Source organism: Acidaminococcus fermentans (assembly GCF_009696675.1).
Taxonomy (GTDB): Bacteria; Bacillota; Negativicutes; order Acidaminococcales; family Acidaminococcaceae; genus Acidaminococcus.
Window position 1 is genome coordinate 151,575 of sequence record NZ_VULN01000002.1, and the last position, 22,631, is coordinate 174,205.

Here is a 22,631-nt window from a genome sequence, read left to right on the forward strand (position 1 = left end):
GCATGGAAAATCAAAAGCACTGGTATGTCATTCATACTTATTCTGGTTACGAGAATAAGGTAAAGATGAATCTGGAAAGCAAAATCCATTCCCTGGGTATGGAAGAGCAGATCTTCCAGGTGCTGGTTCCCATGCAGAATGAAGTAGACGCAAAGGATGACAAGCAGAAGGTCGTGGCGCGGAAAGTGTTTCCAGGCTATGTACTGATCGAAATGATCGTGGACGACCGGACTTGGTATGCTGTGCGGAACACCCCTGGTGTAACTGGCTTCGTTGGTACCGGCACAAAACCCATTCCTTTATCTGACCGTGAAGTAGAACGCATCCTGGGGGCCATGCCCAAAGAAGGAGAACAGACTGCTGCAGTCGGCAAGACTGTGGAAGAACCTGTAATCCGGATGGAATGCCCTGTAGGTTTGAATGATACCGTCCGCATCAAAGCCCCTGGCTTTACCGATATGGTAGGGACGGTAGCGGAGATCAACGACGAACAGCAGAAGATCAAAGTGATGGTCGAAATGTTCGGACGTGAGACTCCCATTGAAGTTAAATTCACCCAAGTGGAAGCTATTGAATAAGTAAGGAGGTGTAAATTATGCCTAAGAAAGTCGTTAAGATGGTCAAACTGCAGGTCCCTGCTGGTAAGGCAACTCCGGCACCTCCCGTAGGTCCGGCACTGGGCCAGGCTGGTATCAACATCATGGCCTTCGTAAAAGACTTCAACGAACGGACTGCCAAACAGGTTGGCCTGATCATTCCTGTTGAAATCACCGTTTTCGAAGATCGTTCTTTTACTTTCGTTACCAAGACTCCTCCGGCAGCTGTACTGCTGAAGAAAGCCTGCGGCATCGAAAAGGCTTCTGGTGAACCCAACAAGAACAAAGTTGCCACCATTAAACGTGACAAAGTTCGGGAAATCGCTGAAAGCAAAATGAAAGACCTAAACGCTGGCTCTGTTGAAGCTGCCATGCGCATGGTCGAAGGTACTGCCCGGAGCATGGGTATTACTGTAGAAGACTAATGTCTGAAAAACTGTGGGAGGCAAAAGCCGCTTGACCACAAGGAGGAACAAACAATGAGTAAAGCTGGTAAGAAATATACCGACGCCGCAAAGCTCATCGAAGCTGGCAAGGCATATTCCCCCAAGGAAGCAGTTGATCTGGTTAAAAAGACTTCTGTGACCAAATTCGACAGCACGGTGGAAGTTTCCGTCCGCCTGGGCGTTGATCCCAAGTACGCTGACCAGCAGGTCCGCGGCGCTCTGGTTCTCCCCAACGGCACCGGCAAATCCAAGACTGTGCTGGTATTCGCCAGAGGCGCTAAGGCCAAAGAAGCCGAAGCTGCCGGCGCAGACTTTGTTGGCACTGATGAATACGTGGAAAAGATCAAAGGCGGCTGGACCGACTTCGACGTCTGCGTAGCCACTCCTGACATGATGGGTACTGTAGGCCGTCTGGGTAAAATCCTGGGCCCCAAAGGCTTGATGCCTAACCCCAAAGTGGGTACTGTGACCATGGATGTCACCCGTGCCGTCAACGAAATCAAAGCTGGTAAAATCGAGTACCGTACCGACAAAGCCGGTAACGTACAGACTGCCATCGGCAAGGTTTCCTTTGACGCTGACAAGCTGCTGGAAAACTATCTGACTCTGATCACCACCCTGATCAAAGTAAAACCCTCCGGCGCAAAAGGCCAGTACATCAAGAGCGTAACCCTGAGCACCACCATGGGCCCTGGCGTTCCTGTTGACGTACTGAAAGCTGACAGCAACAAATAATCAAATAGAAAATGACCATCGGACCCAAGACAGCAGGCGCGCAAGCCTAACGGATTTCCACCTGCCTAGGTCGGAGTGTTGATAAACATGACCTCCGGCTGACCCGCCGAGAGGTCTTTTCATTGATTAATAAAAAACTGACGCAAGGAGGTGTACTACTGATGCATGACATTAGACCTGAAAAAGCTGGTAAAGTGGCAGAACTGAAAGATCTGCTGTCCAGTTCCAAAGGTGCTGTTCTGGTTGACTACTGCGGTCTCACCGTGGCTGAAGATACCGAACTGAGAAGCAAAATGCGTGAAGCCGGTGTGAAGTACATGGTTGCCAAGAACACCTTTATCCGCATTGCCGCCAAAGAAGCTGGTGTTGAAGGACTGGATTCCTATCTGGAACACAATACCGCCGTGGCCTTCTCCGCTGAAGACCCTGTGGCTCCTGCCAAGATCCTGAACGATTTCAGCAAGGACCACAAAGCTCTGGAAATCAAAGCCGGTATCCTGGACGGTAAAGTAATCGCCCTGGACGAAGTCAAGGCTCTGGCAGAACTGCCTTCCAGAGACGAACTGCTGGCCAAACTGGTTGGCAGCATGCAGGCCCCCATTTCCGGGCTGGTCAACGTACTGCAGGGGACCATTCGCAACTTTGTGTATACCCTGGAAGCCGTACGGCAAAAGAAAGAGCAGGAATCTGCTTAATCGGAAAACAGGCTGATTCTGCAGCCTGATGAAAACCATTACCCATTTCATTAAAAATTTTGGAGGTATGAAAAATGGATAAAGATCAAATCATGGAAGCCATTGAAAATATGACTGTTCTGGAACTGGCCGACCTGGTTAAAGCCATGGAAGACAAGTTCGGTGTTAGCGCTGCTGCTCCTGTTGCCGTAGCTGCTGCTCCTGCTGCCGGCGCTGCCGCTGCTGAAAAGACCGAATTCGACGTTGTTCTGAAAGATGCTGGTGCCAGCAAGATCAACGTAATCAAAGTTGTTCGGGAACTGACCGGCCTGGGCCTGAAAGAAGCCAAAGCTGCCGTTGATGCTGCTCCCAACGCCATCAAAGAACATGTTGCCAAAGCTGACGCTGAAGCCATGAAAGCCAAACTGGAAGAAGCTGGCGCTACCGTAGAACTGAAATAATTTCTGCTGGTATTTCAAAAGGACTGTCCCTCTGGGGCAGTCCTTTTTTACTGTTCGAAAAAAGATTACATTTCCTCTTGACAAAATACCCCCTGCATAGTAGGATATTATCATATTGAAAAAAGCAATGAGCGGAACCAGTACCTTTGGGGAAGGCCCACAGAGAGTCCGGCGGCAGCTGAGAGCCGGGCGGCGGGAACCTTGGGGAATGCCTCCGTGAGCTGGGCCTCGAATTTCCAGTAGAGCGCCCCGGGTCAGCAGCCGTTATCCCTGCTGCAAAGGCCGGCCTTTGGATGCCGGTGAATCAGAGTGGAACCACGGGCCATCGTCTCTGTTGAGACGATGGCCCTTTTTGTTTACACAGACCAAGAGGTGTTGGATTTGATCAAGTTTCAGGATATCAGCAAAACTTTCAAGATCGGCAGCGGGGCTGTACAGGCTCTCCAGCATGTGAACCTGGAAGTGGAAAAGGGAGATATCTTCGGAGTCATCGGTTTCAGCGGGGCAGGAAAATCCACCCTGCTGCGGATGGTGAATGCCCTGGAGACTCCCACGGAAGGCCATGTGGAGATCGAAGGACAGGTCATAGACCAGTTGTCCCACAATGAGCTGCGGAAGGTACGGAAAAAGATCGGCATGATCTTCCAGCAGTTCAATCTGCTGGATTCCCGGACCGTCTACGAAAATGTGGCCATTCCCCTGCGGCTGAACCACACGGAGCCGGTGCAGCTGGACCGGACGGTAAAGACCCTGCTCCAGTTCGTGGGACTGGAAGACAAGGCCGGGTCCTATCCCATCCAGCTGTCCGGGGGACAGAAACAGCGGGTGGGCATTGCCCGGGCTCTGGCCACCAACCCCAGCATCCTCCTTTGCGATGAAGCCACCAGCGCCCTGGATCCGGAAACCACGGAACAGATCCTCCAGTTGCTCCGGCGGATCAACAAGGAACTGAAGATCACCATCCTGTTCGTCACCCATCAGATCCAGGTGATCCAGCAGCTGTGCAACAAGGTGGCTGTCATGGAACACGGCCGGGTGGTGGAACAGGGGTCCGTGCTGGAAGTATTCAGCAATCCCCAGCAGGAGATTACCCGGAAGTTCGTCCGGACGGTCATCCCGGACACCATCCCGGAAAGCATCCAGGCAGATCTGAAAAAGGATCCCCGTCCCTTCAAGCTGCTGAAACTCCGTTTCCTGGGCCGCCAGGCCTCGGAAGGAGACATCTCCGTACTTAATGACCGGTTCGGTCTGAAAACCAACATCGTTTTCGCTACGGTGACAGAACTCCAGCAAACCGCCCTGGGCCTGTTCATCCTCCAGTGCATGGATGAAGGAGACAAAATTGCCCGGAGTGAGGCATACCTGACCCAGCAGGGCATTCTGTGGAAGGAGGTGAGCCTGTCATGATCGACCAATTGGGTGTTCCCGCGTCCCAGCTGATCCTGAGCGCGGAACAGACATTGTACATGGTGTTCGTTTCCCTTCTGGTGGGCTCCATACTGGCCATTATCCTGGCCATGATCCTGGTGCTGACCAACGACAACGGGATCCTGAAGAACCGGCCCATTTATCTGGTGCTGAACACCATCATCAACATCATCCGGAGCGTTCCTTTCATTATCCTGATGGTTTTCATCATGCCCCTGACCAAGGCCATTGTGGGGACCCGGATCGGCACCACCGCGGCGCTGATTCCGCTGATCGTCTTCATCACGCCCTATCTCACCCGGCTGTTCGAGAACTCCATCCTGGATGTGAACCGGGGCATTGTGGAAGCCGCCCAGTCCATGGGGGCCTCCTATTTTGAAATCGTCTGGTACTTCCTGCTGCCGGAGGCCAAGGGATCTTTGATCCTGTCCATTACCACCGGCACCATCGGGCTGATCGGCGCCACGGCCATGGCCGGTGCCATCGGGGCCGGGGGCGTAGGGGACCTGGCCCTGACCTACGGGTATGAACGGATGAACACGCCGCTGATGCTGTTTACGGTGGTGGTACTGATTGTCTTCGTCCAGATCATCCAGACCGTGGGCAACCACTTTGCGTATAAAACCAGAAATCATGGATAACAAATTTTGAGGGGGTAACATCATGAACACAAGCAAACTGAAAAAATGGCTGGTAATCGGATTGGCAGCGGTGATGACCACCGCCCTGGTGGCAGGCTGCGGCAGCGATTCCGGCAAAAGCGCCGACAAAGGGGCTTCCACCAAAAAGGAACTGAAGTACAGCAAATCCCAGGGTCCTTATTCCGATCTGTTTGAAAAAGGGGTAAAGCCCATCCTGGAAAAGAAAGGCTACAAGTTTGTGGGCAAGGACATGTCCGACCTGCTCCAGGCGGACATCGCCCTGAACGAAGGGGAAGTGGACTTCAACGTGGAACAGCACACCGCTTATATGGAAAACTTCAACAAGAAACAGAACGGCCATCTGGCGGCCATCACCCCCATCCCCACGGTTCCGGCCGGAATCTTCGCCGGATCCAAGAGCAGCCTGGATCAGGTGGCTGACGGGGATACGGTGGCCGTCCCCAACGATGCCTCCAACACCTCCCGGGCCTATGCCCTGCTCCAGAAGGCCGGCTGGATCAAACTGGATCCCAAGAAGGATCTGTCCACGGTGACCCAGCAGGATATCATTGAAAATCCCCATCACCTGAAATTCACCGAAATGAAATCTCTGAACATCCCGGCTGTCCGGAATGACTTCTCCTACATTGTGATCACCGGTGCCATCATCTACAACGCCAAGATCGATCCTTCCACCGCTCTGATGAAGGAAGATATCCTGCCGCACCTGCTGCTCCAGCTGGTTGTCCAGGACAAGAACAAGGACGCCCAGTGGGCCAAGGATATTGCCGACGCTTACAAGTCCGCGGAATTCCAGGAATACATGAAGAAAAACAACAAGGGTCTGTGGTTCGACCCCAATGCCAAGAAATAAACAGGTGCAGACAAACCCCGGAGGCCCAGGCTGATGGGGTTTCCTGCTGAAAAGGAGACTTTGCCATGGATGTAAAAGAACAGGTGGCAGCCCTCCAGCCGGAACTGGTCCGGCTGCGCCGCCATTTCCACGAAAATCCGGAACGGTCCTGGAAGGAATTCCAGACCCAGAAAGCCATTGAAGCCTATCTGGATGAACTGGGGATCCCCTATGTGGAATCCTGCCATTCCGGGGTGATCGCTACTTTGAAGGGGCCCCATGCTTCGGACCGGATTATCGGGATCCGGGCGGACATCGATGCCCTGCCCATTACGGAACTGAGAGAAGCGGAATACAAATCCCGGAACCCGGGGACCATGCATGCCTGCGGCCATGATACCCACATTACCATCCTGCTGGGGACGGCCAGGATCCTGGCGGCCCTGAAGGACCAGCTGACGGTGACCGTCCGGTTCCTGTTCCAGCCGGCAGAAGAAGAAATCGCCAACAGCGGGGCCGCCTACATGAAGGAAGAACCTCTGGTGAAGGAATGCGACCGGCTGATCGCCCTCCATATCTGGAGCAAGATCCCTGCGGGCTGGGCTTCCCTCCGGTATGGGCCTGTCATGAGTGCCGCGGATACCTTTGATGTAACAGTGGAAGGGAAGGGAGGCCACGGGGCCCTGCCTCATCAGACCATCGATCCCATTGTGGCCGGAGCGGAATTCGTTACCGCCCTCCAGTCCGTGGTGAGCCGGGAAGTGAATCCTCTGGAACCGGCGGTACTCAGTGTCACCCGGTTCCAGGGGGGCACCACCAGCAATGTGATCCCGGGAGAAGTCCAGCTCTCCGGCACTGCCCGGACCTTCAGCAAGGAACTCCGGGAAGCCTATCCCGGGATCCTGGAACGGGTGGCCCAGGGCGTGGGCACTGCCACCCGGGCCACCCTGCGGACGGTGTATCATTTCGGGCCTCCGCCCATGATCAACGACAAGGCCTGTGTGGATACGGGCCGGAGGGCCTGCGCCAAAGTCTTCGACCCGGACAAGCTGGTGGACTGGGAACTCCAGATGGGAGGCGAAGACTTCGCCAAGTACTACAATCCCAAATGCCTGCTGCTGTTGGGCGGCGGCTTCCCGGAAGAAGACCGCCGGTATCCTCAGCACAGCCCCTACTTCGACATCGACGAAAAAGCCCTGGGACTGGGTGTGGAATATTTTGTCCAGTATGTATTGGAGTGGGAGGAGGAATTGAAGAAATAGGATAAGTAGGGTAAAATAAAGAGACTGTGGCGTTCTGCCCAGCCTCTTATTTGTTGATTACGGAAGGGAAGTAGGTATATGCAGCCTTATCTGATCCTTGGCTTTCTGATTGTCCTGGGCTATCTGGCCCATAATCTGACGGTATCTTATGCCGCCGGCCTCCTGGTCTTGCTGAAGCTGTTCCTGCCGGAGGAGAAACTGCTCTATTTCGGCGGCCACGGGGTGAACTGGGGGGTCATGCTGCTGATGGCAGCGCTGATGGTGCCCATCGCTACCGGGAAAATCGGTCTGGCGGAAACCCTGGGAGTGTTCAAGACACCTCTGGGCATGGCCTCTCTGGTCATCGGTGCCCTGGTGGCCTTATTGGGCCGCTGGGGGGTGGAACTGATGGGGGCGGATCCTCAGGTGGTGGCCGCCATGCTGATCGGCACCATCATCGGCGTCATCCTCTTCAAAGGCGTCCCCGTAGGTCCCATGATCGCCAGCGGGATTTTGTACTGTGTAATGAAAGTGTTGGGAATGGTGTTTCATTGAAAGGGGCTGTTGCATGCGCAACAGCCCCTTAGTCGGAAGTCGGGAGTCTGCAGTCGGAAGCCTCAGGACAGGATCCGTCTAGCTGGACGGATCCTTTTGATTCTGTAGAAACAGAATCGCAATCAATTTGAGAGATCATTTCGTCCAAAGGTTCTACACATTCAAAAAATTTGCCTACAAATTTAACCTTCGGCTCCAGACTTCCGACTCCAGACTTGAGCCGCTATGCGGCTCTACAGCTAAGGGTGGTGTTGCACGCAATGTGCAACACCACCTCTTTTTACGCCAGTGCATCGCCCAGTCCTTTGCACTGATTCAGGGCATCGTCATCCGGGGCGTTGTTGGCGATTACCGGATCAGCGGCCAGCACGGCGCCTTCGGCTTCCGCGTCGGCTTTCCAGCTGTCCATCCATTCTCCGGTGCCCCAGCCGTAGGAGCCGAACAGGGCGATTTTCTTGCCTTTCAGGCTGCCTTTCACTTCATCCCACATGGGCTGGAATTCCCCTTCTTCCAGGACTTCCGCTCCCATGGCCGGGCAGCCGAAGGCGATGGCGTCGAAATTGGCCACTTCCCCGGCGGAAAAGGCGGAAGCATTGTATTCCACCACTTCAGCTCCTTTGCCTTTGGCACCGTCCTCCACGGCCTTGGCCATGGTTTCTGTGTTGCCGGTCCCGCTCCAGAATACCACTGCGATTTTGCTCATTGTAATCCATCCTTTCCGCCGGCCACGCCGGCTGACAAACATTTTATTTAAGCCACCGCCAGCCTGCTGAGGGGAGTGCCGGCGCAGTAGCAGCGCCAGTAGATCCGGGTGCATTTCTGGCATTTGGCAAAATAACAGGCGGCCCGTTCCCGGTTTCCGTAGGCCTTCCAGCACCCGGAACAAACGCCTTTGTCCCGGGGGGAGGCCATGTAGGCTTTCACATCTTCCAGAGGATAGTCCAGCAGGATGCCGATTTCATGAGGGAAGGGGTCCCGCCGTGCCAGGCGCAGGGCCATCTGGTCCAGGATCTCCTGACAGGTGGAGCCCTCATAGCCCTGGCGTTTCAGGAAGGAACTGCTTTCCGGATCCTGGAGAAGGATGCTGAGCCGGTGGGGGCGGTACACATACAGGAGGGCACTTTTCCGGATGCAGTCATAGCTCAGGACTTCCAGACGGATTTGTTTGGGTTCCAGGCTGCGCTGGATTTCCCCGATCTGGGCGAAAGGGCTGTCTCCGGGACGGAAAACGAAGCGGAACAGACTGGCGGCTTTGAGACCGGCCAGGGTGGGCGCGCACTGGCGCACCAGTTCTGTTTCCAGGGTGATGGTCATAGTGGAGCCTCCTTGAATAAGTTAGCTATGACTAATTAATAACCAAAGAAAAATGGCTGTACTTCGAAAAATACCAGCCAAAATAGTTAGCAATTACTAACTAAACGAAGTATAACAAATCCCTCTGTTTTGTGCAACCATTTTTTTTCTCCATCTTGCCACCGGACCGGTTTTGGGCTATAATGAGGGTATAATTAATCAAACGAATAATTATTTTACTGGTACAGATGGGAGCGATGACCATGAAATGGTGGAAACCTGTGGTGGTGGGGCTGTCCCTGACCCTGGCACCGGGGATGATGCAGCCGGCCCTGGCCGGGAAGAAGGATCCCCAGCCCAAGGCGGTGAAGATGCCCTCCTGGACAGAACTGGCCCAGAAGCAACCGGCAGCTTATGACAAGGCCACGCCGGAGGCCAGGCTCAGTGAGGAACAGCTGGCGGACTGGTGGAAGACCTTCCAGGACCCCAAACTGGACGCCCTGATCGAACTTTCTCTGAAAAACAACCGGGATCTCCAGGCGGCCCAGGCCCGGGTGGAAGAAGCACGGGCCCAGTTGGGGATCAGCAAGGGAGAAGCTCTGCCCTGGCTGAATGTGGGAGGCACCTACGGACGGTATGAAGCCCCTCAGGGGGTCAACGACAAAATCAGCGATATGAGTCCCTATCCGGGGATGATCAACCCGCCCAACCGGAATTCTTCCGTAGCCGGGCTGGGCATCGATGCTTCCTGGGAACCGGACTTCTTCGGCCGGCTGAAAGCCAAGAAGCAGAGCGCCGCCCACAACCTGGCAGCCCAGCATGCAGCCCTGTACAGCACCTGGGTGACCCTCAGTGCGGAAACAGCCCTCAACTATGTATCTCTCCGGACCCTCCAGCAGGATCTGGACCTGTTGGAACGGCATGCAGCCCTGGAAGGGGAAAAAGCAGATCTGCTCCAGACCAATTACAATGCGGGGCTGATCAGCGGCTATCCTCTGGAAGCCATGCGGACCCAGGAACAGAATACCCGGGCGGAGATCCCCCGGACCCGGCAGTCCATCCAGGAGACCCTTACCCGGCTGTCCATCCTTACCGGGACGGAACCGGGCCAGCTCAATGACCTGTTGGAACCGGAAGATCTGCCGGAAATCGATCCGGAACTGTATCATGCCATTCCCGCCAACCTGATGCGCCAGCGGCCGGATATCCGGGCGGCGGAAGAGCGGCTGGAAGCCCAGATCGCCCGGACCAAAGAGGCACGGGCGGAACTGAAGCCCCGGTTCACCCTGGACGGGTTCCTGGGGCTCATCACCCTGGGGGGCGGGAATCTGTTCGGTTCCGGCGCCCACTCCTTTGCCATTGCGCCTTCCTTCACCTTCCCCCTGTTCCATGGGGGACAGCTGCGGCAGAATGTGAAGCTGCAGGATGCCCGGGCCAAAGAATACCAGGCCCAGTATGAAAACACGGTGCTGAAGGCGGCCGGGGAAGTCCAGGATGCCATGACCGGTATCGTCCAGGAAAAGGAACGGAAAGACAAGCTCACCGCCGGGGTGGACAATGCCCAGGGGGCTTTCGACCTGGCGGAAAACCGTTTCCAGGCGGGACTCAGCGATTATCAGCCGGTATTGGACAGCGAACGGACCCTGCTTACCATGAAACGGCAGGAAAACCGCAGCCGGGGCCAGGAACTGGCGGACCTGATCCACCTGTACAAGGCACTGGGCGGCGGCTGGCAGCCTCTTTCTGATGCGGAACAGGCGGAAATCAGCAGGGCAGAAGGGAAGGATAAATGATGGCATTTTGGGAAAACCTTTTACAGGACAAAAAGAAACTGGCGGCCCTGGTGGCAGCGGCAGCCCTGCTCATCGGCGGGGGCTCCTACGGCTACCACCGGTATCAGGTGCAGAAGGCGGCCCGGCAGCTGACCCTCTACGGGAACGTGGATGTGCGGGAAGTATCCGTGGCCTTCCGGGAAAGCGACCGGATCGCGGAAGAAATGGTGGAAGAAGGAGACAAGGTCACCAAGGGCCAGGTACTGGCCCGGTTGGATACCGATGAACTGAAAATCAAGAAGAGCAAGCTCCAGGCCCAGATCGCTGCCCAGCAGAGCGTGGTGGACAAACTCCACAACGGCACCCGGGCGGAAGATCTGGAAGCGGCCCGGGCCAAAGCCGATGAGGCGGCAGCCCAGGCGGACCAGGCCCGGCAGGATCTGGCCCGGGTGGAGAACGCCTTTGCCTCTTCCAATGGAAAATCCGTCAGCAAACAGGACCGGGATGCGGCCCGGACCAAGGTGGATGTAACGGCGGCCCAGGCGGAAGCGGCCCGGCAGGAATATGAAAAAGCCCAGGCTGGCCCCCGGGATGAAGATGTGGCCAGCGGGGAAGCCCAGCTGAAAGCCCTCCAGGAAGACGCCAAACACGTGGACTACCTGCTGAGCCAGGCGGAACTCAAGGCACCGGCAGACGGGGTCATCCGGTCCCGGCTGCTGGAAGTGGGGGATATGGCTTCTCCTCAGAAACCGGTGTTCAAGCTGTCCCTCAATGAAAAGAAATGGGTCCGGGTCTATGTAAGCGAAAAGGATCTGGGCCGGATCTATGAAGGGATGAAGGCGAAGATTTATACGGACAGCCATCCCAAGGATCCCATCGAAGGCCAGATTGGCTATATTTCCTCTACGGCAGAATTCACCCCCAAAACGGTCCAGACCACGGAACTGCGTACCTCCCTGCTGTACGAAGTCCGGGTCTATGTAACCGATCCTGACAATGTGCTGCGGATGGGAATGCCCGCCACGGTGCAGATCGACACGGAGCAGAGCCATGACTGAATGGGTGGTCCAGGCTGAAAAGCTGGACAAACTCTTTGATGACAAGCAGGGAAAGACCCATGCTCTCCAAGGCATCGACTTCCGGGCGGAAAAAGGGAAAATGACCGCCCTCATCGGTCCGGACGGGGCCGGGAAGACCACCACCATGCGGCTGATCTGCGGGCTCATGGACCCCACCGGCGGGAGCCTGAAGGTGCTGGGGCTGGATTCAGTGGCCGGGGCGGAGGAAATCCAGTCCCGGATCAGCTACATGCCCCAGAAATTCGGCCTTTATGAAGACCTGACCATCCAGGAGAACCTGGATCTGTATGCGGACCTTCACGGGATCCCCCAGGATACCCGGAAGGACCGTTTTGCCAAACTGCTGGATATGACCGGACTGGCTCCCTTTACCGGACGGCTGGCCGGGAAGCTGTCCGGGGGCATGAAGCAGAAACTGGGACTGGCCTGCACCCTGGTACGTTCTCCGGATCTGCTGATCCTGGACGAACCTACCGTAGGGGTGGACCCTCTCAGCCGTGACGAGTTGTGGATCATCATTAAGCAGATGGTCCGGGAAGAAAACCTCAGCGTCATTGTATGCACCGCCTACATGAACGAGGCGGCCATGTGCGACCATGTGTATGTGCTGAACCTGGGCCAGATGCTGTTTGAAGGGACTCCCCAGGAACTGAGCCAGGTGGCGGCGGGAAAATGCTTCGAAGTGGACCCGCCGGAAGAACTGCCCTACCGGGTGCTCCAGGGATCCCTGCTGGATGACACGGAACAGATCATCGATGCGGTGCCGGAAAGCGGTACCGTCCGGTACATTGCCGCCCGGCCCGGGGAACCCATCCCCACCCTGGAGCGGTGGAGCCTGACCCCCCGGGCGGTGGAACCCCGGCTGGAAGACGGGTTCATGATCCTTCTCCACCAGGCGGCGGATCTGGAAAAGACCCGGATCCCCCTGGCTCCTCTGGACAAGATCCCGCCCCGTCCTTCCCAGAATGAAGTGAGCATCGAAGTGAAGGACCTGGTGAAGAAGTTCGGGGATTTCACCGCGGTTTCCCATACTTCCTTCCAGGTCCACAAAGGAGAGGTGTTCGGCCTTCTGGGGCCCAACGGGGCCGGGAAGACCACCACCTTCCGGATGCTCTGCGGCCTGATCCCCGCCACCGGCGGCAAGCTCAGCGTGGCCGGGGAGAACCTGCGGACCGCCCGGACGGAGGCCCGGGCCAAGATTGGCTACGTGTCCCAGAAATTTGCCCTGTACACCAAGCTCAGCGTACTGGAAAATCTCCAGTTCTACGGAGGCATGTACGGACTGCCCCGGAAGAAGCTCCAGGAACGGATCCGCACGGTGCTGGAGGAATTCCAGCTCACCGGGACGGAATCCCACAATGCCGGGGACCTGCCGGGAGGCTACAAACAGCGGCTGTCCATGGCCTGTGCCCTGCTCCAGGAGCCGGAGATCCTGTTCCTGGACGAACCCACCAGCGGCATCGATCCTCTGGCCCGGCGGATGTTCTGGCGGGAAATCACGGATCTGTCCTGCAAAGGGACCACCATCATCATCACCACCCACTTTATGGAAGAATCCGAGTACTGCGACCGGATCATGATCCAGGACCACGGGAAGATGCTGATCATCGGTTCCACAGACGAGATCCGGGAAAAACTCCATAAACCGGGAGCCAATATGGATTCCATGTTCATCGACATTGTGAACCAGTCCCGGGCCAGGGGAGAGGAGGCAGCCCAATGAAAGACAATCTGCGCCGGATCCGGGCTCTGACGGTGAAGGAGTTCCGGGAGGTGCTCCGGGACAACTCCAGCCTGGCCCTGGGCATCCTGCTGCCCATCATCCTGATCCTGGTGATCGGCTACGGCATCAGCCTGGATGTGAAGCACGCCCCCATCGGGGTGGTGCTGGAAGATGCGTCTCCGGAAGCCCAGCAGGTGGTGGATTTCGTGGATGGGTCGGAATACTTCCGACCTACCTACATGACCAGCATGAATCAGGCGCTCCGGGCCATGGAACAGCGGAAGATCGACGCCATCCTCCGGGTACCGCCGGATTTCAGCCGCCAGCTCCATCAGGGGGACGGACGGATCCAGCTGCTGCTGTACGGCACGGACACCACCACTGCCATGAGCATCCAGAGCTATGTGGAAACGGCGGCGGCCCAGTGGTCCGCCCGCCAGATGGCCAGCCGGGGCGTGGGAGCCGTGGAACTGGAATCCCGGCTCTGGTTCAATGATGCCCATGAAAGCACCTGGTACTTTTTGCCCGGGCTGATCCTGATGATCGTGACCCTTGTGGGGGTGCTGCTTACCGCCGGGGTCATGGCCCGGGAATACGAACGGGGGACCTTTGAATCCCTGTTTGTAACCCCGGTAAAAAAAGGGGAAATCATCGTGGCCAAGATGATCCCCTATTTCTGCATTGCCATGCTGGGTGTCCTGATCTGTCTGGTCCTGTCCCGGTTCCTGTTCCAGGTGCCTTTGGTGGGATCTCTGTCCCTGGTGATCCTGATGTCCATCCTGTATCTCCTGACGGCCCTGGGTATGGGGATGCTGATTTCCGTGGTGACCAAAGCCCAGTTCATGGCCATCCAGATGGCTCTCCTGGTCAGCTTCCTGCCCAGCATCATGCTGTCTGGGTTCCTGTTCGACCTACGGGCCACGCCCCAATGGGTCCAGTGGATTGGGGAAGTGCTGCCTTTCAAACATTATCTGGTTGTATTGAAAACCTTGCTCTTGGCCGGTGATCTCTGGCCGGTGATCCTGCCCCAGACCGGGTTCCTGATTTTCTTCATGGCCCTGTTTGTGGGTCTGGCCCTGAGAGCCATTCGAAAGAAGGTGGAGTGAATGAATGCCTGGCAGCTTTTCTGTCAGCAGGTCCGGTTCATCTGCCGGAAGGAACTGCTGGCCATCTGGAAGGACAAGGCCTTCCGCTACGTGCTGGTGATCCCTACCCTGGTATTGGGGGTGGTCTTTGGCTACACCGCTACGTTCAACGTGGAAAATGTTTCCTATGCGGTATTGGACCAGAGCCATTCGGAAGCATCCACCTCTTTGCTGGCCACCCTGGACGGCACCCATTTCTTTTATCGGGTGGCGGATCTGCAGAATTCTTCTCAGATCCAGGGACCCATCGACCGGGAGGAAGCCATGGTGGTGCTGGCCATTCCCTCTGATTTTGAAGAGAAACTGGCCCAGGGAGAAAAAGCCCCCCTCCAGGTAATCACCGATGGCCGGAATACCATGACCGCCAGTCTGGCTTCCGCCTACACCTCCCGGGTGGTCCAGCAGTGGCTGGAAGCCCGGACCGGCCAGAAACCGCCCCTTTCCGTGGAAACCCGGACCTGGTTCAACCCCAACCAGCTGACCCTGTGGTATTTTGCTCCCGGGATCCTGGGGCTCATGAGCTTTTCCCAGGTGATACTCCTGGCCGGGATGTCCGTGGCCCGGGAACGGGAGGAAGGGACCTTCGAACAGCTGCTGGTGACTCCGGCTTCCCCTCTGGTGCTGCTGATCGGGAAGGCCTTCCCTCCGGTGCTGGTGGGGCTGATGCAGGGGACCCTGCTCTTGCTGCTGGATCTGTTCTGGTTCCAGGTGCCTTTTGAAGGATCCTACCTGACCCTGTACCTGGTGCTGCTGGTCTATTTCCTCAGTTCCACCGGCATCGGGCTGAGTATTTCTTCCGTGTGCAGCTCCATGCAGCAGGTCCAGGTGTACACCTATGTGTATCTGATCCCCAATGCCCTTTTGAGCGGGGTGGCTACCCCGGTGCGGAACATGCCCCAGTTCCTCCAGATTCTCACCTACGGGGATCCTCTCCGGTTTGCCCTGGATGCCATCCGCCGGATTTATTTTGAAGGAGCCGGCCTTGGCACCATTGCCCCGGATCTGTTGCCCATGGCCATAGTGGCCGTCCTGACCCTCTGGCTGGCAGCGGTTTTATTCCGGAAGAATTTGGGGTAGAATAAGGGAAGAGTCGAATACGAAAGGAGCCATGCCCATGAATGACGTGCTGCGCAAAATGGTGGAGGACTATATCCACAACCGGATGCCGGAATACCTCCAGACCCTGTATGATGTGATCACCATCCCTTCTCCCACAGGAGAAGAGGACAGGAAGGCCCAGTGGATCCTGGAACAATTGGAAGCCATGGGGGCGGAAGGCGCATACCGGGATGAAGCCGGCAATGTGATCTATCCCCACTGCATTGAAGGAGTGGACAAGTTCCCTTTGTACACTGCCCATATGGATACGGTGTTTGCGGGAGTGGACAAGATCACTCCGGACATCGACGGCCACATCCTGAAGGCCCCTTCCTGCGGGGACAACAGTTCTGACGTGGCTGCCCTGCTGTTCCTGATCCGGATGATGCTGACACTGAAGCTCCGGACGCCGGCGGTGTTCGCCTTCAATGTGGGCGAAGAAGGGCTGGGGAACCTGAAAGGGAGCCGGGCCCTTACTGATGCCTTCGGAGACCGGCTCAGCTATTTCATGGCCGTGGACGGGAACAGCGACCGGTTCGTGAACCTGGCCGTAGGGTCCCGGCGGTACGCGGTCCATGTGGTCACGGCCGGGGGCCACAGCTATGCGGCTTTCGGGGCAGCCAACGCCATCAACGAAGCCGCGGGAATCATCCGGGATTTCTACAGCCTCCAGGTGCCCAAAGATCCCCGGACCACCTACAATGTGGGGACCATCCAGGGAGGCACCACCATCAACTCTATTGCTGCGGAAGTGGAATTCACCGTGGACCTGCGGTCCGTATCCCATTCCGAACTGGAAAAGCTGGATGCCGCCTTCCAGGCCATCCTGAAGGCCCACACCACGGACAAGGTAAAGGTGGAGACCCTGCTTCTGGGAGAGCGGCCCTGCAGCGAAGGGGTGCAGCACCATGAAATCCATGACCGGATCACCGCCATCCGGAAACGGGAAGGCCTGAAAACGGTGTTCAGTGCCAGCAGTACTGATGCCAACATTCCTCTCAGTCGGAACATCCCGGCCATCGCCTTCGGCATCAGCCTGGGCAAAGGGGCCCACACCCTCCAGGAAGAACTGGACATGACCAGCCTGGAACCGGGCCTGAAGCAGCTGGCGGCGTTTATTTGGGAGATGTAAGAGCTGCTGACAGGGAAAGGGGCTGTTGCGCACGCAACAGCCCCCTTTCCTATTCCCAATTTTCTGCGTATAATAAGAATCATAAAGAAAACTGCGGGAAACCGGGAGTTGGGGATGGTTTCCTTATACGGAAGGGGAATGGTTATGTCCAAGAAATGCAAACAGTGCGGCTGCGAACTGGCGGACGATGCCCTGTTCTGCGTCCAGTGCGGCGCCAAACAGGATCCGGTGGTGAAATGCCCCAAATGCGGTCATATGAACCCGGCGGCCAATGATTTCTGCACCGAATGCGGTACCCGGCTGAAGGAAACAAAGCCGGAGGAAAAGGGTGCCGGAGATGAAAAGCCGGCTGAATCCGTACAGCCAGCTCAGGAAGAAACTTCCAAAGTAGTGGTGGCGGAACCGGTTTCCGGCGGCCAGGGAGGCGGCGGGAACCAGGGCTTCCAGAACTTCCGGATGCCTCCGGAGGGTAACGGAAAGAAAAAGAAGATCCTGGCCATCATCGGGGTACTTGTGGTGGTCCTGGGACTGTTCTTCGTCTTTGGGGGCGGCAGCAAACCCATCCAGGTGAAATCCGGTGAAATCGTGGATGACTATATCCGGGACCAGAGTTCCGGAGATAAAAAATACAAGGACAAGACCGTCCAGGTTTCCGGTAAGGTAAAATGGAAGGGGCAGTTCAACAATTCCCAGAATTACAGCATTACCCTGGAAAGCCGGAAAAACGGCGGCAAGACCTATCAGGTGCTGGTGGATGTGCCGGCCAAACGGGCCAGCATCGTCAATGATCTGAAAATCGGGGATTTCGTCAATGTGAAGGGGAAATGCGTGGGTATCGTGAAACAGAAGAGTCCCACCCTGATCAGTGTCCAGATCAAATCCACCAAGATCAATGACCAGGATGCGGACTGAGGGGCAGGAGGCGTAACCCATGGCGAAATTTTGTGCCCATTGCGGGAATCAGCTGACGGAAGAGGAAAAATTTTGTCCGGTCTGCGGCACGCCGGTGGAGCAGTCGGCGGCCCCGGCTCAGCCGGACCAGCAGGAAAAGGGAGCAACCCAGCCGGCACCCCAGCCCCAGAAGGCTTCCTTTGAGACTTTCCAGCCCCGGGAAGATCTGCCCCACAAAAGCGGCCGGGGCAAATGGATTGCCCTGGTGATCCTCCTGATGCTGGCGGCGGCCGGGGCAGGAATCTTCTTTGCCAGGCAGAAGGATGCCGGGTCCGATACCAAACCGGCGGTGACCCAGGAAGAAAAGAAACCGGGAACTTCGGCTCCCAAGACCCAGCCCAAGGCGGAAGGGGCTGACCAGAAAGCCGCGGACGGGAAAAAGACGGACAAATCCTTCGGAAAGATCACCGGTACCGACGTGCGTCTCCGGGCGGGTGCCGGAACCAATACGGATATTGTGGACTATTTCGATGAAGGAGAAAAGGTGGAGATCACCGGACGGAAGGACAACTGGTACCGGGTGAAACGGGACAACGGCCAGACCGGGTACGTTTCGGTCCAGTTCTGCCGGCGTTTGTAACCGGCTTCCGGAAAGGAGGGGACCATGGGAAAATATCATGACGCGTACCAAAAACGGAGATGGAAGGGACCGGCCTGGGGCGTCTTTTTCATCCTGGTCCTGCTGCTGGCAGCGGGGTTCGCCATCAAAGGCTGCCGGGGCGGACAGCCGGCGGAAGAAGCAGAGGAAACTCCGGCGGCACCGGCTGTTACCGGGGATGTGCGCCAGACCCCGGAACCCCATGACTACTCCATCCTGGTCAAAAAAGGAGAATTCACCCTGTTCCTTCTGGACCACGGGGAACCGGTGGCCCAATGGCCGGTGGCCCTGGGGAAGAATCCCGGGCAGAAGCAGGTGAGCGGGGACATGAAGACCCCGGAGGGAACCTTCCCGGTGGATGAAATCATCGATGCCTCCAACTGGTCCCATGATTTCCACGACGGCAAAGGGGTGATCCAGCACGCCTACGGGCCCTGGTTCATCAGCCTGGACACCCGGAGCCTGAGCCAGGGAAAATGGGACGGCATCGGCATCCATGGCACCCACGACCCGGCCTCCATCGGCACCCGGGCCTCCGAAGGCTGCATCCGGATGAACAATGAAGATCTGGAAAAGCTGAAGGCCTGTGTGAAAGTGGGGACCAAGGTGACGGTGGAAGAGTAAAAGGCTGTCAGCGGCCGTTGGATGTCAGAATCCAATGATTCATTGCGGTGCCGTAGGGGCTCCACGCCGGGGAGCCCGCAGCTGGTACGGGCTGGCAGTCGATGGTCACTAGCCTCTAGCCAATGGAAGAAACCCGCCGGGCGGGTTCCTGGGAATATAGAAAACCGCAGGCCGGGAAGGGCGGGCCTTTGGCACGCCCCTACGCCGTTGGAATCGAATGTTGGATACCAACGGTCCCAGAAACGGATTTTTCGGAAACCCCGTTTCTCTGATTTTCCGTTGGTCCTTGACCCCAACGTTGTAAGGGCTCGCCGGGGCGAGCCCATCCCGGCCGCCCAGGGGGTCAATACGTTCAAAGGCAGATGCCTGGCATCTGGCATCCTTTTGCGGTGAACCGGCGTGGACGGGCGGCTTTGTCGACATTTTGCTTGCAAAAGCCTTGAACCGCCCCTACGGACTATCATCGGGGATGTGACAGGTGCCATAGGTGCGGACCAAGGGTTGCGCAGCGATTCCGCCCGGTTAGTCCGCTTGAAAGGGAGAGAAATGGAAAATGACGGTGATTGGGGTGAACTGAACTTCCATGATGGGGAAATCCTGTCCGTCAATTTGGAGTACGGGAACAAACGGGCCAATTTGGTGATCCAACTGGCCAATCCTCATACCAGGGTGGCAGTAGAAGCCCAAGGACTGTATGCTTTTCTCATGAGCTGCCGGGAACCTTGGGGAAGAGGAACCTATATTTTCAGTGTAACCACCAAACGGCAAAACGATAAAATCAAAATGGATATCCTGTTCAATTCAGGAGACCATATGGTCATTGGCTGCAAAAACTTAAAAGCCACTGCCCGTACCGACTGATTCAGTAAAAGTTCCAGAAAGGCAGATAAACCATGATCATGAGCATTTTTTTCCTTCTGGGGGCTTTCCGGACGTTTTACTATGTCATATGGGAGGCTGCAGAGAGAAAAACAGCAACAGCCTGGCGGGTGATGTTTGGGCTGTTGGGGCTGGCTGAACTGCTTCTGGCTTTTTATCTTTCACCGTTTTCTGCTGTTTTAAGAAATCTGGAAGAGCTGGAAACCGTTTATCATTATCTCATTCGGGCAGTCGTTGTTATTTTTTTGATTTTGGGCTGGACCGAAAGCAAAAATCTGGAAAGCAAGACCCAAAGGAAAGTGAAATCGTATATGCTGCGGGTTTATATTGCTTTGCTCATATACTTGGCCTTGAAATATTTGTGAGGGTCTTGTTATTCAGAGAAAACTGCCAAGGCAGTTTTCTTCCATCGGCCGTTGACCGTTGACCGGCCTGGCTGCTTCAGCGGCCAGGCCTTGAAAGGAGAAATTCATGGACACCATTCGTCTTGTAAAGGAACCGGAAAACTTCCGGGCGGCCCTGTATGACGGGGCCGTGGAAATCGGAAAATGCACCTATGGGGTGATCCGTCCCGGGGTTTGGACCCTGGAACACACCATTGTGGATCCCCAGTACGGAGGCCAGGGCCTGGCCGGGAAACTGGTCCGGGCGGTGGCGGACATGGCCCGGGAAGCCGGGGTGAAGATCATCCCCCAGTGTTCCTATGCCCGGGTCCAGTTCGACCGGAAACCGGAATTTGCAGATGTGTATGAAAAAGAGTAGAGTGTACAGAAACAAAAGTCCCAGAAACTGTTAAAAGAGATACAGAAGTGAACAATTTAAACTTTTTCAGAAAAAATATTTGACAAGCTGTTTCTCCAGTGCTACTATACAACCATCAATTCAATAAGAACCAAAAACCTTTGAGGTGGAGATAACGCCAGAAAATGTGCGCACAGAGAGTCCGGGAAGCTGAGAGCCGGACCGTGGCAGTCTGACAAATGGACCACTGAGGGCGCGATGAAATCTTCGGAAAGTATCCCGCGACGCAGCACCGACGTTACCGGTGAGGAATGTGTTGGCATTCTGCTTGAGGTGTGGAGCTTTGGCTCCATTACAGGGTGGTACCGCAGGTTATGACACCTGTCCTTGTAGGAGGACAGGTGTTTTTTTATTGCAGAGACAGTGACTTGCAGGAACAGGCATCCAGGTGGAATATCCAACCTGGATGTCTTTTTCTTTTATCAGTAAGGAGGAACAGTCATGAAACAACAGAGTCTGGAAGAAAGCAAAGCCCTGGCCCAGGGATATGCGGCGGTGCCTGTGGTCCGGGAAATCCTGGCGGATACCGCCACTCCCATCGGCCTGGTGAGCCTGGTGCGGAAGGAAAGCAGCCGGTATTTCCTGTTGGAAAGCCTGGAACAGAACGACCAGGCTGGCCGGTATTCCTTCATCGGCTTCGACCCTGTTGTCCGGCTCCGGGCCAAGGACCGGAACGCCCAGGTGGAATTTGCCGGCAGCCGGATCCCGGTAGATCCCAACCGGCCCCTGGAGGCCCTCCGGTCCATCCTGAAGGCCTACCGGGTCCCCAAAATCCCCGGGCTGCCTCCTTTTACCGGCGGGTTCGTAGGGTATTTCTCCTACGACTTTTTCCAGTACTGTGAACCCAGCCTCCATTTCGACCCGGCCAAGGCCACGGCCTTCCCGGATTTCGACCTGATGCTCTTCGACAAGGTGATCGCCTTCGACCGGGTGCTCCAGAAAATGTACCTGATCGTGAACATCAAGACCGATGACCTGGAAGGGAACTACGCCAAGGCCCAGAAGAACCTGGATGCCATGGAAGCCCTGGTCCGGCAGCCGGTGGCGCCGCCGGCCTTCACACCGGCTCATCTGGGGCCCATCACCAGCAATCAGGACAAAGCGACCTATGGAGAAAATGTGGAGAAGATCAAAGAACACATCCGGCAGGGGGATATTTTCCAGGCGGTGTATTCCCAGCGGTTCTCCGCTTCCTACGACCAGGATCTGTTCAACATGTACCGGATCCTCCGGACCACCAACCCTTCCCAGTACATGGTGCTGCTGAAGAACGACAATCTGGAAATCGCCGGTTCTTCTCCGGAAACCCTGATCAAGGTCCAGGACCGGGAAATCACCTCCATGCCCATTGCGGGCACCCGGCGGAGAGGCCGGACCGAAGAGGAGGACAAAGCCCTGGAACGGGACATGCAGACGGACCCCAAGGAACTGGCGGAACACAATATGCTGGTGGACCTGGCCCGGAACGATGTGGGCAAGGTGGCGGAATTCGGGTCCGTAAAAGTCCATGATCATCTGCTGGTGAAAAAGTTCTCCCATGTGATGCACATGACCACCCGGGTCACCGGTACTCTGAAGGAAGGGAAGGATGCCATCGACACCCTGTGTGCCGCCTTCCCGGCCGGGACCCTTTCCGGGGCTCCCAAAGTCCGGGCCTGTGAGATCCTGGATGGACTGGAACCGGAACGGCGGGGACCCTACGGCGGGGGCATGGGATACCTGGATTTTGCCGGGAACATGGACATCTGCATTGTGATCCGCACCGCTGTGAAATACGGGGACACCGTTTCCTTCCAGACCGGCAGCGGTATTGTGGCCGACTCCAAGGTGGAGGACGAATTCATGGAAACCATCAACAAGGCAGCGGCCGTACGGCAGGCTTTGGAAGCAACCACGGAGGCGTAAC

25 protein-coding genes are annotated in these 22,631 nt (G+C 56.5%); 23 read left to right on the forward strand and 2 right to left on the reverse strand.

Annotation, left to right across the window (positions count from 1 at the left end):
• The first annotated feature begins 2 nt into the window (after positions 1–2).
• The 10 genes from nusG to FX155_RS01985 all read left to right on the forward strand — a co-directional run bounded on the left by nusG (position 3) and on the right by FX155_RS01985 (position 7,630).
• Entirely contained in the window at positions 3–578 is a 576-nt protein-coding gene (gene nusG / locus FX155_RS01940; RefSeq protein WP_022487510.1) for a transcription termination/antitermination protein NusG, read from the forward strand.
• Between the two features lie 17 nt (positions 579–595).
• The gene (rplK, locus tag FX155_RS01945; protein WP_012937656.1) at positions 596–1,021 is read left to right on the forward strand and encodes a 50S ribosomal protein L11; all 426 of its coding nucleotides are present in this window, start codon (positions 596–598) and stop codon (positions 1,019–1,021) included.
• Between the two features lie 54 nt (positions 1,022–1,075).
• The gene (gene rplA / locus FX155_RS01950; protein WP_154487623.1) at positions 1,076–1,777 is read left to right on the forward strand and encodes a 50S ribosomal protein L1; all 702 of its coding nucleotides are present in this window, start codon (positions 1,076–1,078) and stop codon (positions 1,775–1,777) included.
• 161 nt (positions 1,778–1,938) lie between these two features.
• On the forward strand, positions 1,939–2,472 hold the full coding sequence (gene rplJ, locus FX155_RS01955) for a 50S ribosomal protein L10 (RefSeq protein WP_022487508.1): 534 nt from the start codon (positions 1,939–1,941) through the stop codon (positions 2,470–2,472).
• 74 nt (positions 2,473–2,546) lie between these two features.
• The gene (gene rplL, locus FX155_RS01960) at positions 2,547–2,912 is read left to right on the forward strand and encodes a 50S ribosomal protein L7/L12 (protein ID WP_012937659.1); all 366 of its coding nucleotides are present in this window, start codon (positions 2,547–2,549) and stop codon (positions 2,910–2,912) included.
• A gap of 381 nt (positions 2,913–3,293) precedes the next feature.
• Positions 3,294–4,319, forward strand: a complete 1,026-nt coding sequence (locus FX155_RS01965) for a methionine ABC transporter ATP-binding protein (protein ID WP_154487625.1) — start codon at positions 3,294–3,296, stop codon at positions 4,317–4,319.
• The gene (locus FX155_RS01970) at positions 4,316–4,981 is read left to right on the forward strand and encodes a methionine ABC transporter permease (protein WP_022487506.1); all 666 of its coding nucleotides are present in this window, start codon (positions 4,316–4,318) and stop codon (positions 4,979–4,981) included. The genes FX155_RS01965 and FX155_RS01970 overlap by 4 nt, the downstream gene beginning before the upstream one ends.
• Before the next feature lie 22 nt (positions 4,982–5,003).
• A complete protein-coding gene (locus tag FX155_RS01975; protein WP_154487627.1) occupies positions 5,004–5,855 on the forward strand; it encodes a MetQ/NlpA family ABC transporter substrate-binding protein in 852 nt (283 codons plus the stop codon).
• A 65-nt stretch (positions 5,856–5,920) separates the two neighbouring features.
• The gene (locus FX155_RS01980) at positions 5,921–7,096 is read left to right on the forward strand and encodes a M20 metallopeptidase family protein (protein ID WP_154487629.1); all 1,176 of its coding nucleotides are present in this window, start codon (positions 5,921–5,923) and stop codon (positions 7,094–7,096) included.
• 78 nt (positions 7,097–7,174) lie between these two features.
• Positions 7,175–7,630 carry a DUF441 domain-containing protein gene (locus FX155_RS01985; protein ID WP_022487503.1) on the forward strand — a complete coding sequence of 152 codons (456 nt, stop codon included), beginning with the start codon at positions 7,175–7,177 and terminating at the stop codon, positions 7,628–7,630.
• 280 nt (positions 7,631–7,910) lie between these two features.
• Here the strand turns inward: FX155_RS01985 and FX155_RS01990 are convergent, their stop codons facing one another.
• Both FX155_RS01990 and FX155_RS01995 read right to left on the reverse strand, forming a co-directional pair.
• Positions 7,911–8,333, reverse strand: coding sequence for a flavodoxin (locus tag FX155_RS01990; protein WP_154487631.1), 423 nt, complete (start codon positions 8,331–8,333; stop codon positions 7,911–7,913).
• A 47-nt stretch (positions 8,334–8,380) separates the two neighbouring features.
• The gene (locus FX155_RS01995) at positions 8,381–8,944 is read right to left on the reverse strand and encodes a DUF3793 family protein (protein WP_022487501.1); all 564 of its coding nucleotides are present in this window, start codon (positions 8,942–8,944) and stop codon (positions 8,381–8,383) included.
• A 242-nt stretch (positions 8,945–9,186) separates the two neighbouring features.
• On the opposite strand from FX155_RS01995, the gene FX155_RS02000 reads away from it, so the two are divergent.
• From FX155_RS02000 to FX155_RS02060, 13 genes are all read left to right on the forward strand, one after another.
• Positions 9,187–10,716 carry an efflux transporter outer membrane subunit gene (locus tag FX155_RS02000; RefSeq protein ID WP_195839599.1) on the forward strand — a complete coding sequence of 510 codons (1,530 nt, stop codon included), beginning with the start codon at positions 9,187–9,189 and terminating at the stop codon, positions 10,714–10,716.
• A complete protein-coding gene (locus tag FX155_RS02005; RefSeq protein WP_154487635.1) occupies positions 10,713–11,753 on the forward strand; it encodes an efflux RND transporter periplasmic adaptor subunit in 1,041 nt (346 codons plus the stop codon). Before FX155_RS02000 ends, FX155_RS02005 begins: the two co-directional genes overlap by 4 nt.
• A complete protein-coding gene (locus tag FX155_RS02010; RefSeq protein WP_154487637.1) occupies positions 11,746–13,497 on the forward strand; it encodes an ATP-binding cassette domain-containing protein in 1,752 nt (583 codons plus the stop codon). The genes FX155_RS02005 and FX155_RS02010 overlap by 8 nt, the downstream gene beginning before the upstream one ends.
• The gene (locus tag FX155_RS02015) at positions 13,494–14,603 is read left to right on the forward strand and encodes an ABC transporter permease (RefSeq protein ID WP_154487639.1); all 1,110 of its coding nucleotides are present in this window, start codon (positions 13,494–13,496) and stop codon (positions 14,601–14,603) included. The genes FX155_RS02010 and FX155_RS02015 overlap by 4 nt, the downstream gene beginning before the upstream one ends.
• Complete coding sequence (locus tag FX155_RS02020; RefSeq protein ID WP_154487641.1) at positions 14,604–15,719, forward strand: ABC transporter permease; 1,116 nt, start codon at positions 14,604–14,606, stop codon at positions 15,717–15,719.
• A 37-nt stretch (positions 15,720–15,756) separates the two neighbouring features.
• Positions 15,757–16,872, forward strand: a complete 1,116-nt coding sequence (locus tag FX155_RS02025; RefSeq protein WP_154487643.1) for a M20/M25/M40 family metallo-hydrolase — start codon at positions 15,757–15,759, stop codon at positions 16,870–16,872.
• 144 nt (positions 16,873–17,016) lie between these two features.
• Positions 17,017–17,784, forward strand: coding sequence for a double zinc ribbon domain-containing protein (locus FX155_RS02030; RefSeq protein WP_195839600.1), 768 nt, complete (start codon positions 17,017–17,019; stop codon positions 17,782–17,784).
• A 19-nt stretch (positions 17,785–17,803) separates the two neighbouring features.
• Positions 17,804–18,403, forward strand: coding sequence for an SH3 domain-containing protein (locus tag FX155_RS02035; protein ID WP_154487692.1), 600 nt, complete (start codon positions 17,804–17,806; stop codon positions 18,401–18,403).
• Between the two features lie 24 nt (positions 18,404–18,427).
• The gene (locus FX155_RS02040; protein ID WP_154487647.1) at positions 18,428–19,045 is read left to right on the forward strand and encodes a L,D-transpeptidase; all 618 of its coding nucleotides are present in this window, start codon (positions 18,428–18,430) and stop codon (positions 19,043–19,045) included.
• A gap of 546 nt (positions 19,046–19,591) precedes the next feature.
• On the forward strand, positions 19,592–19,906 hold the full coding sequence (locus FX155_RS02045) for a hypothetical protein (RefSeq protein WP_154487649.1): 315 nt from the start codon (positions 19,592–19,594) through the stop codon (positions 19,904–19,906).
• Between the two features lie 32 nt (positions 19,907–19,938).
• Complete coding sequence (locus FX155_RS02050) at positions 19,939–20,289, forward strand: hypothetical protein (protein ID WP_154487651.1); 351 nt, start codon at positions 19,939–19,941, stop codon at positions 20,287–20,289.
• 106 nt (positions 20,290–20,395) lie between these two features.
• A complete protein-coding gene (locus FX155_RS02055) occupies positions 20,396–20,686 on the forward strand; it encodes a GNAT family N-acetyltransferase (RefSeq protein WP_154487653.1) in 291 nt (96 codons plus the stop codon).
• Between the two features lie 480 nt (positions 20,687–21,166).
• Positions 21,167–22,630 (forward strand): anthranilate synthase component I family protein, encoded by a 1,464-nt coding sequence (locus FX155_RS02060; protein WP_154487655.1) that lies wholly within the window; start codon positions 21,167–21,169, stop codon positions 22,628–22,630.
• Position 22,631 lies beyond the last annotated feature (1 nt).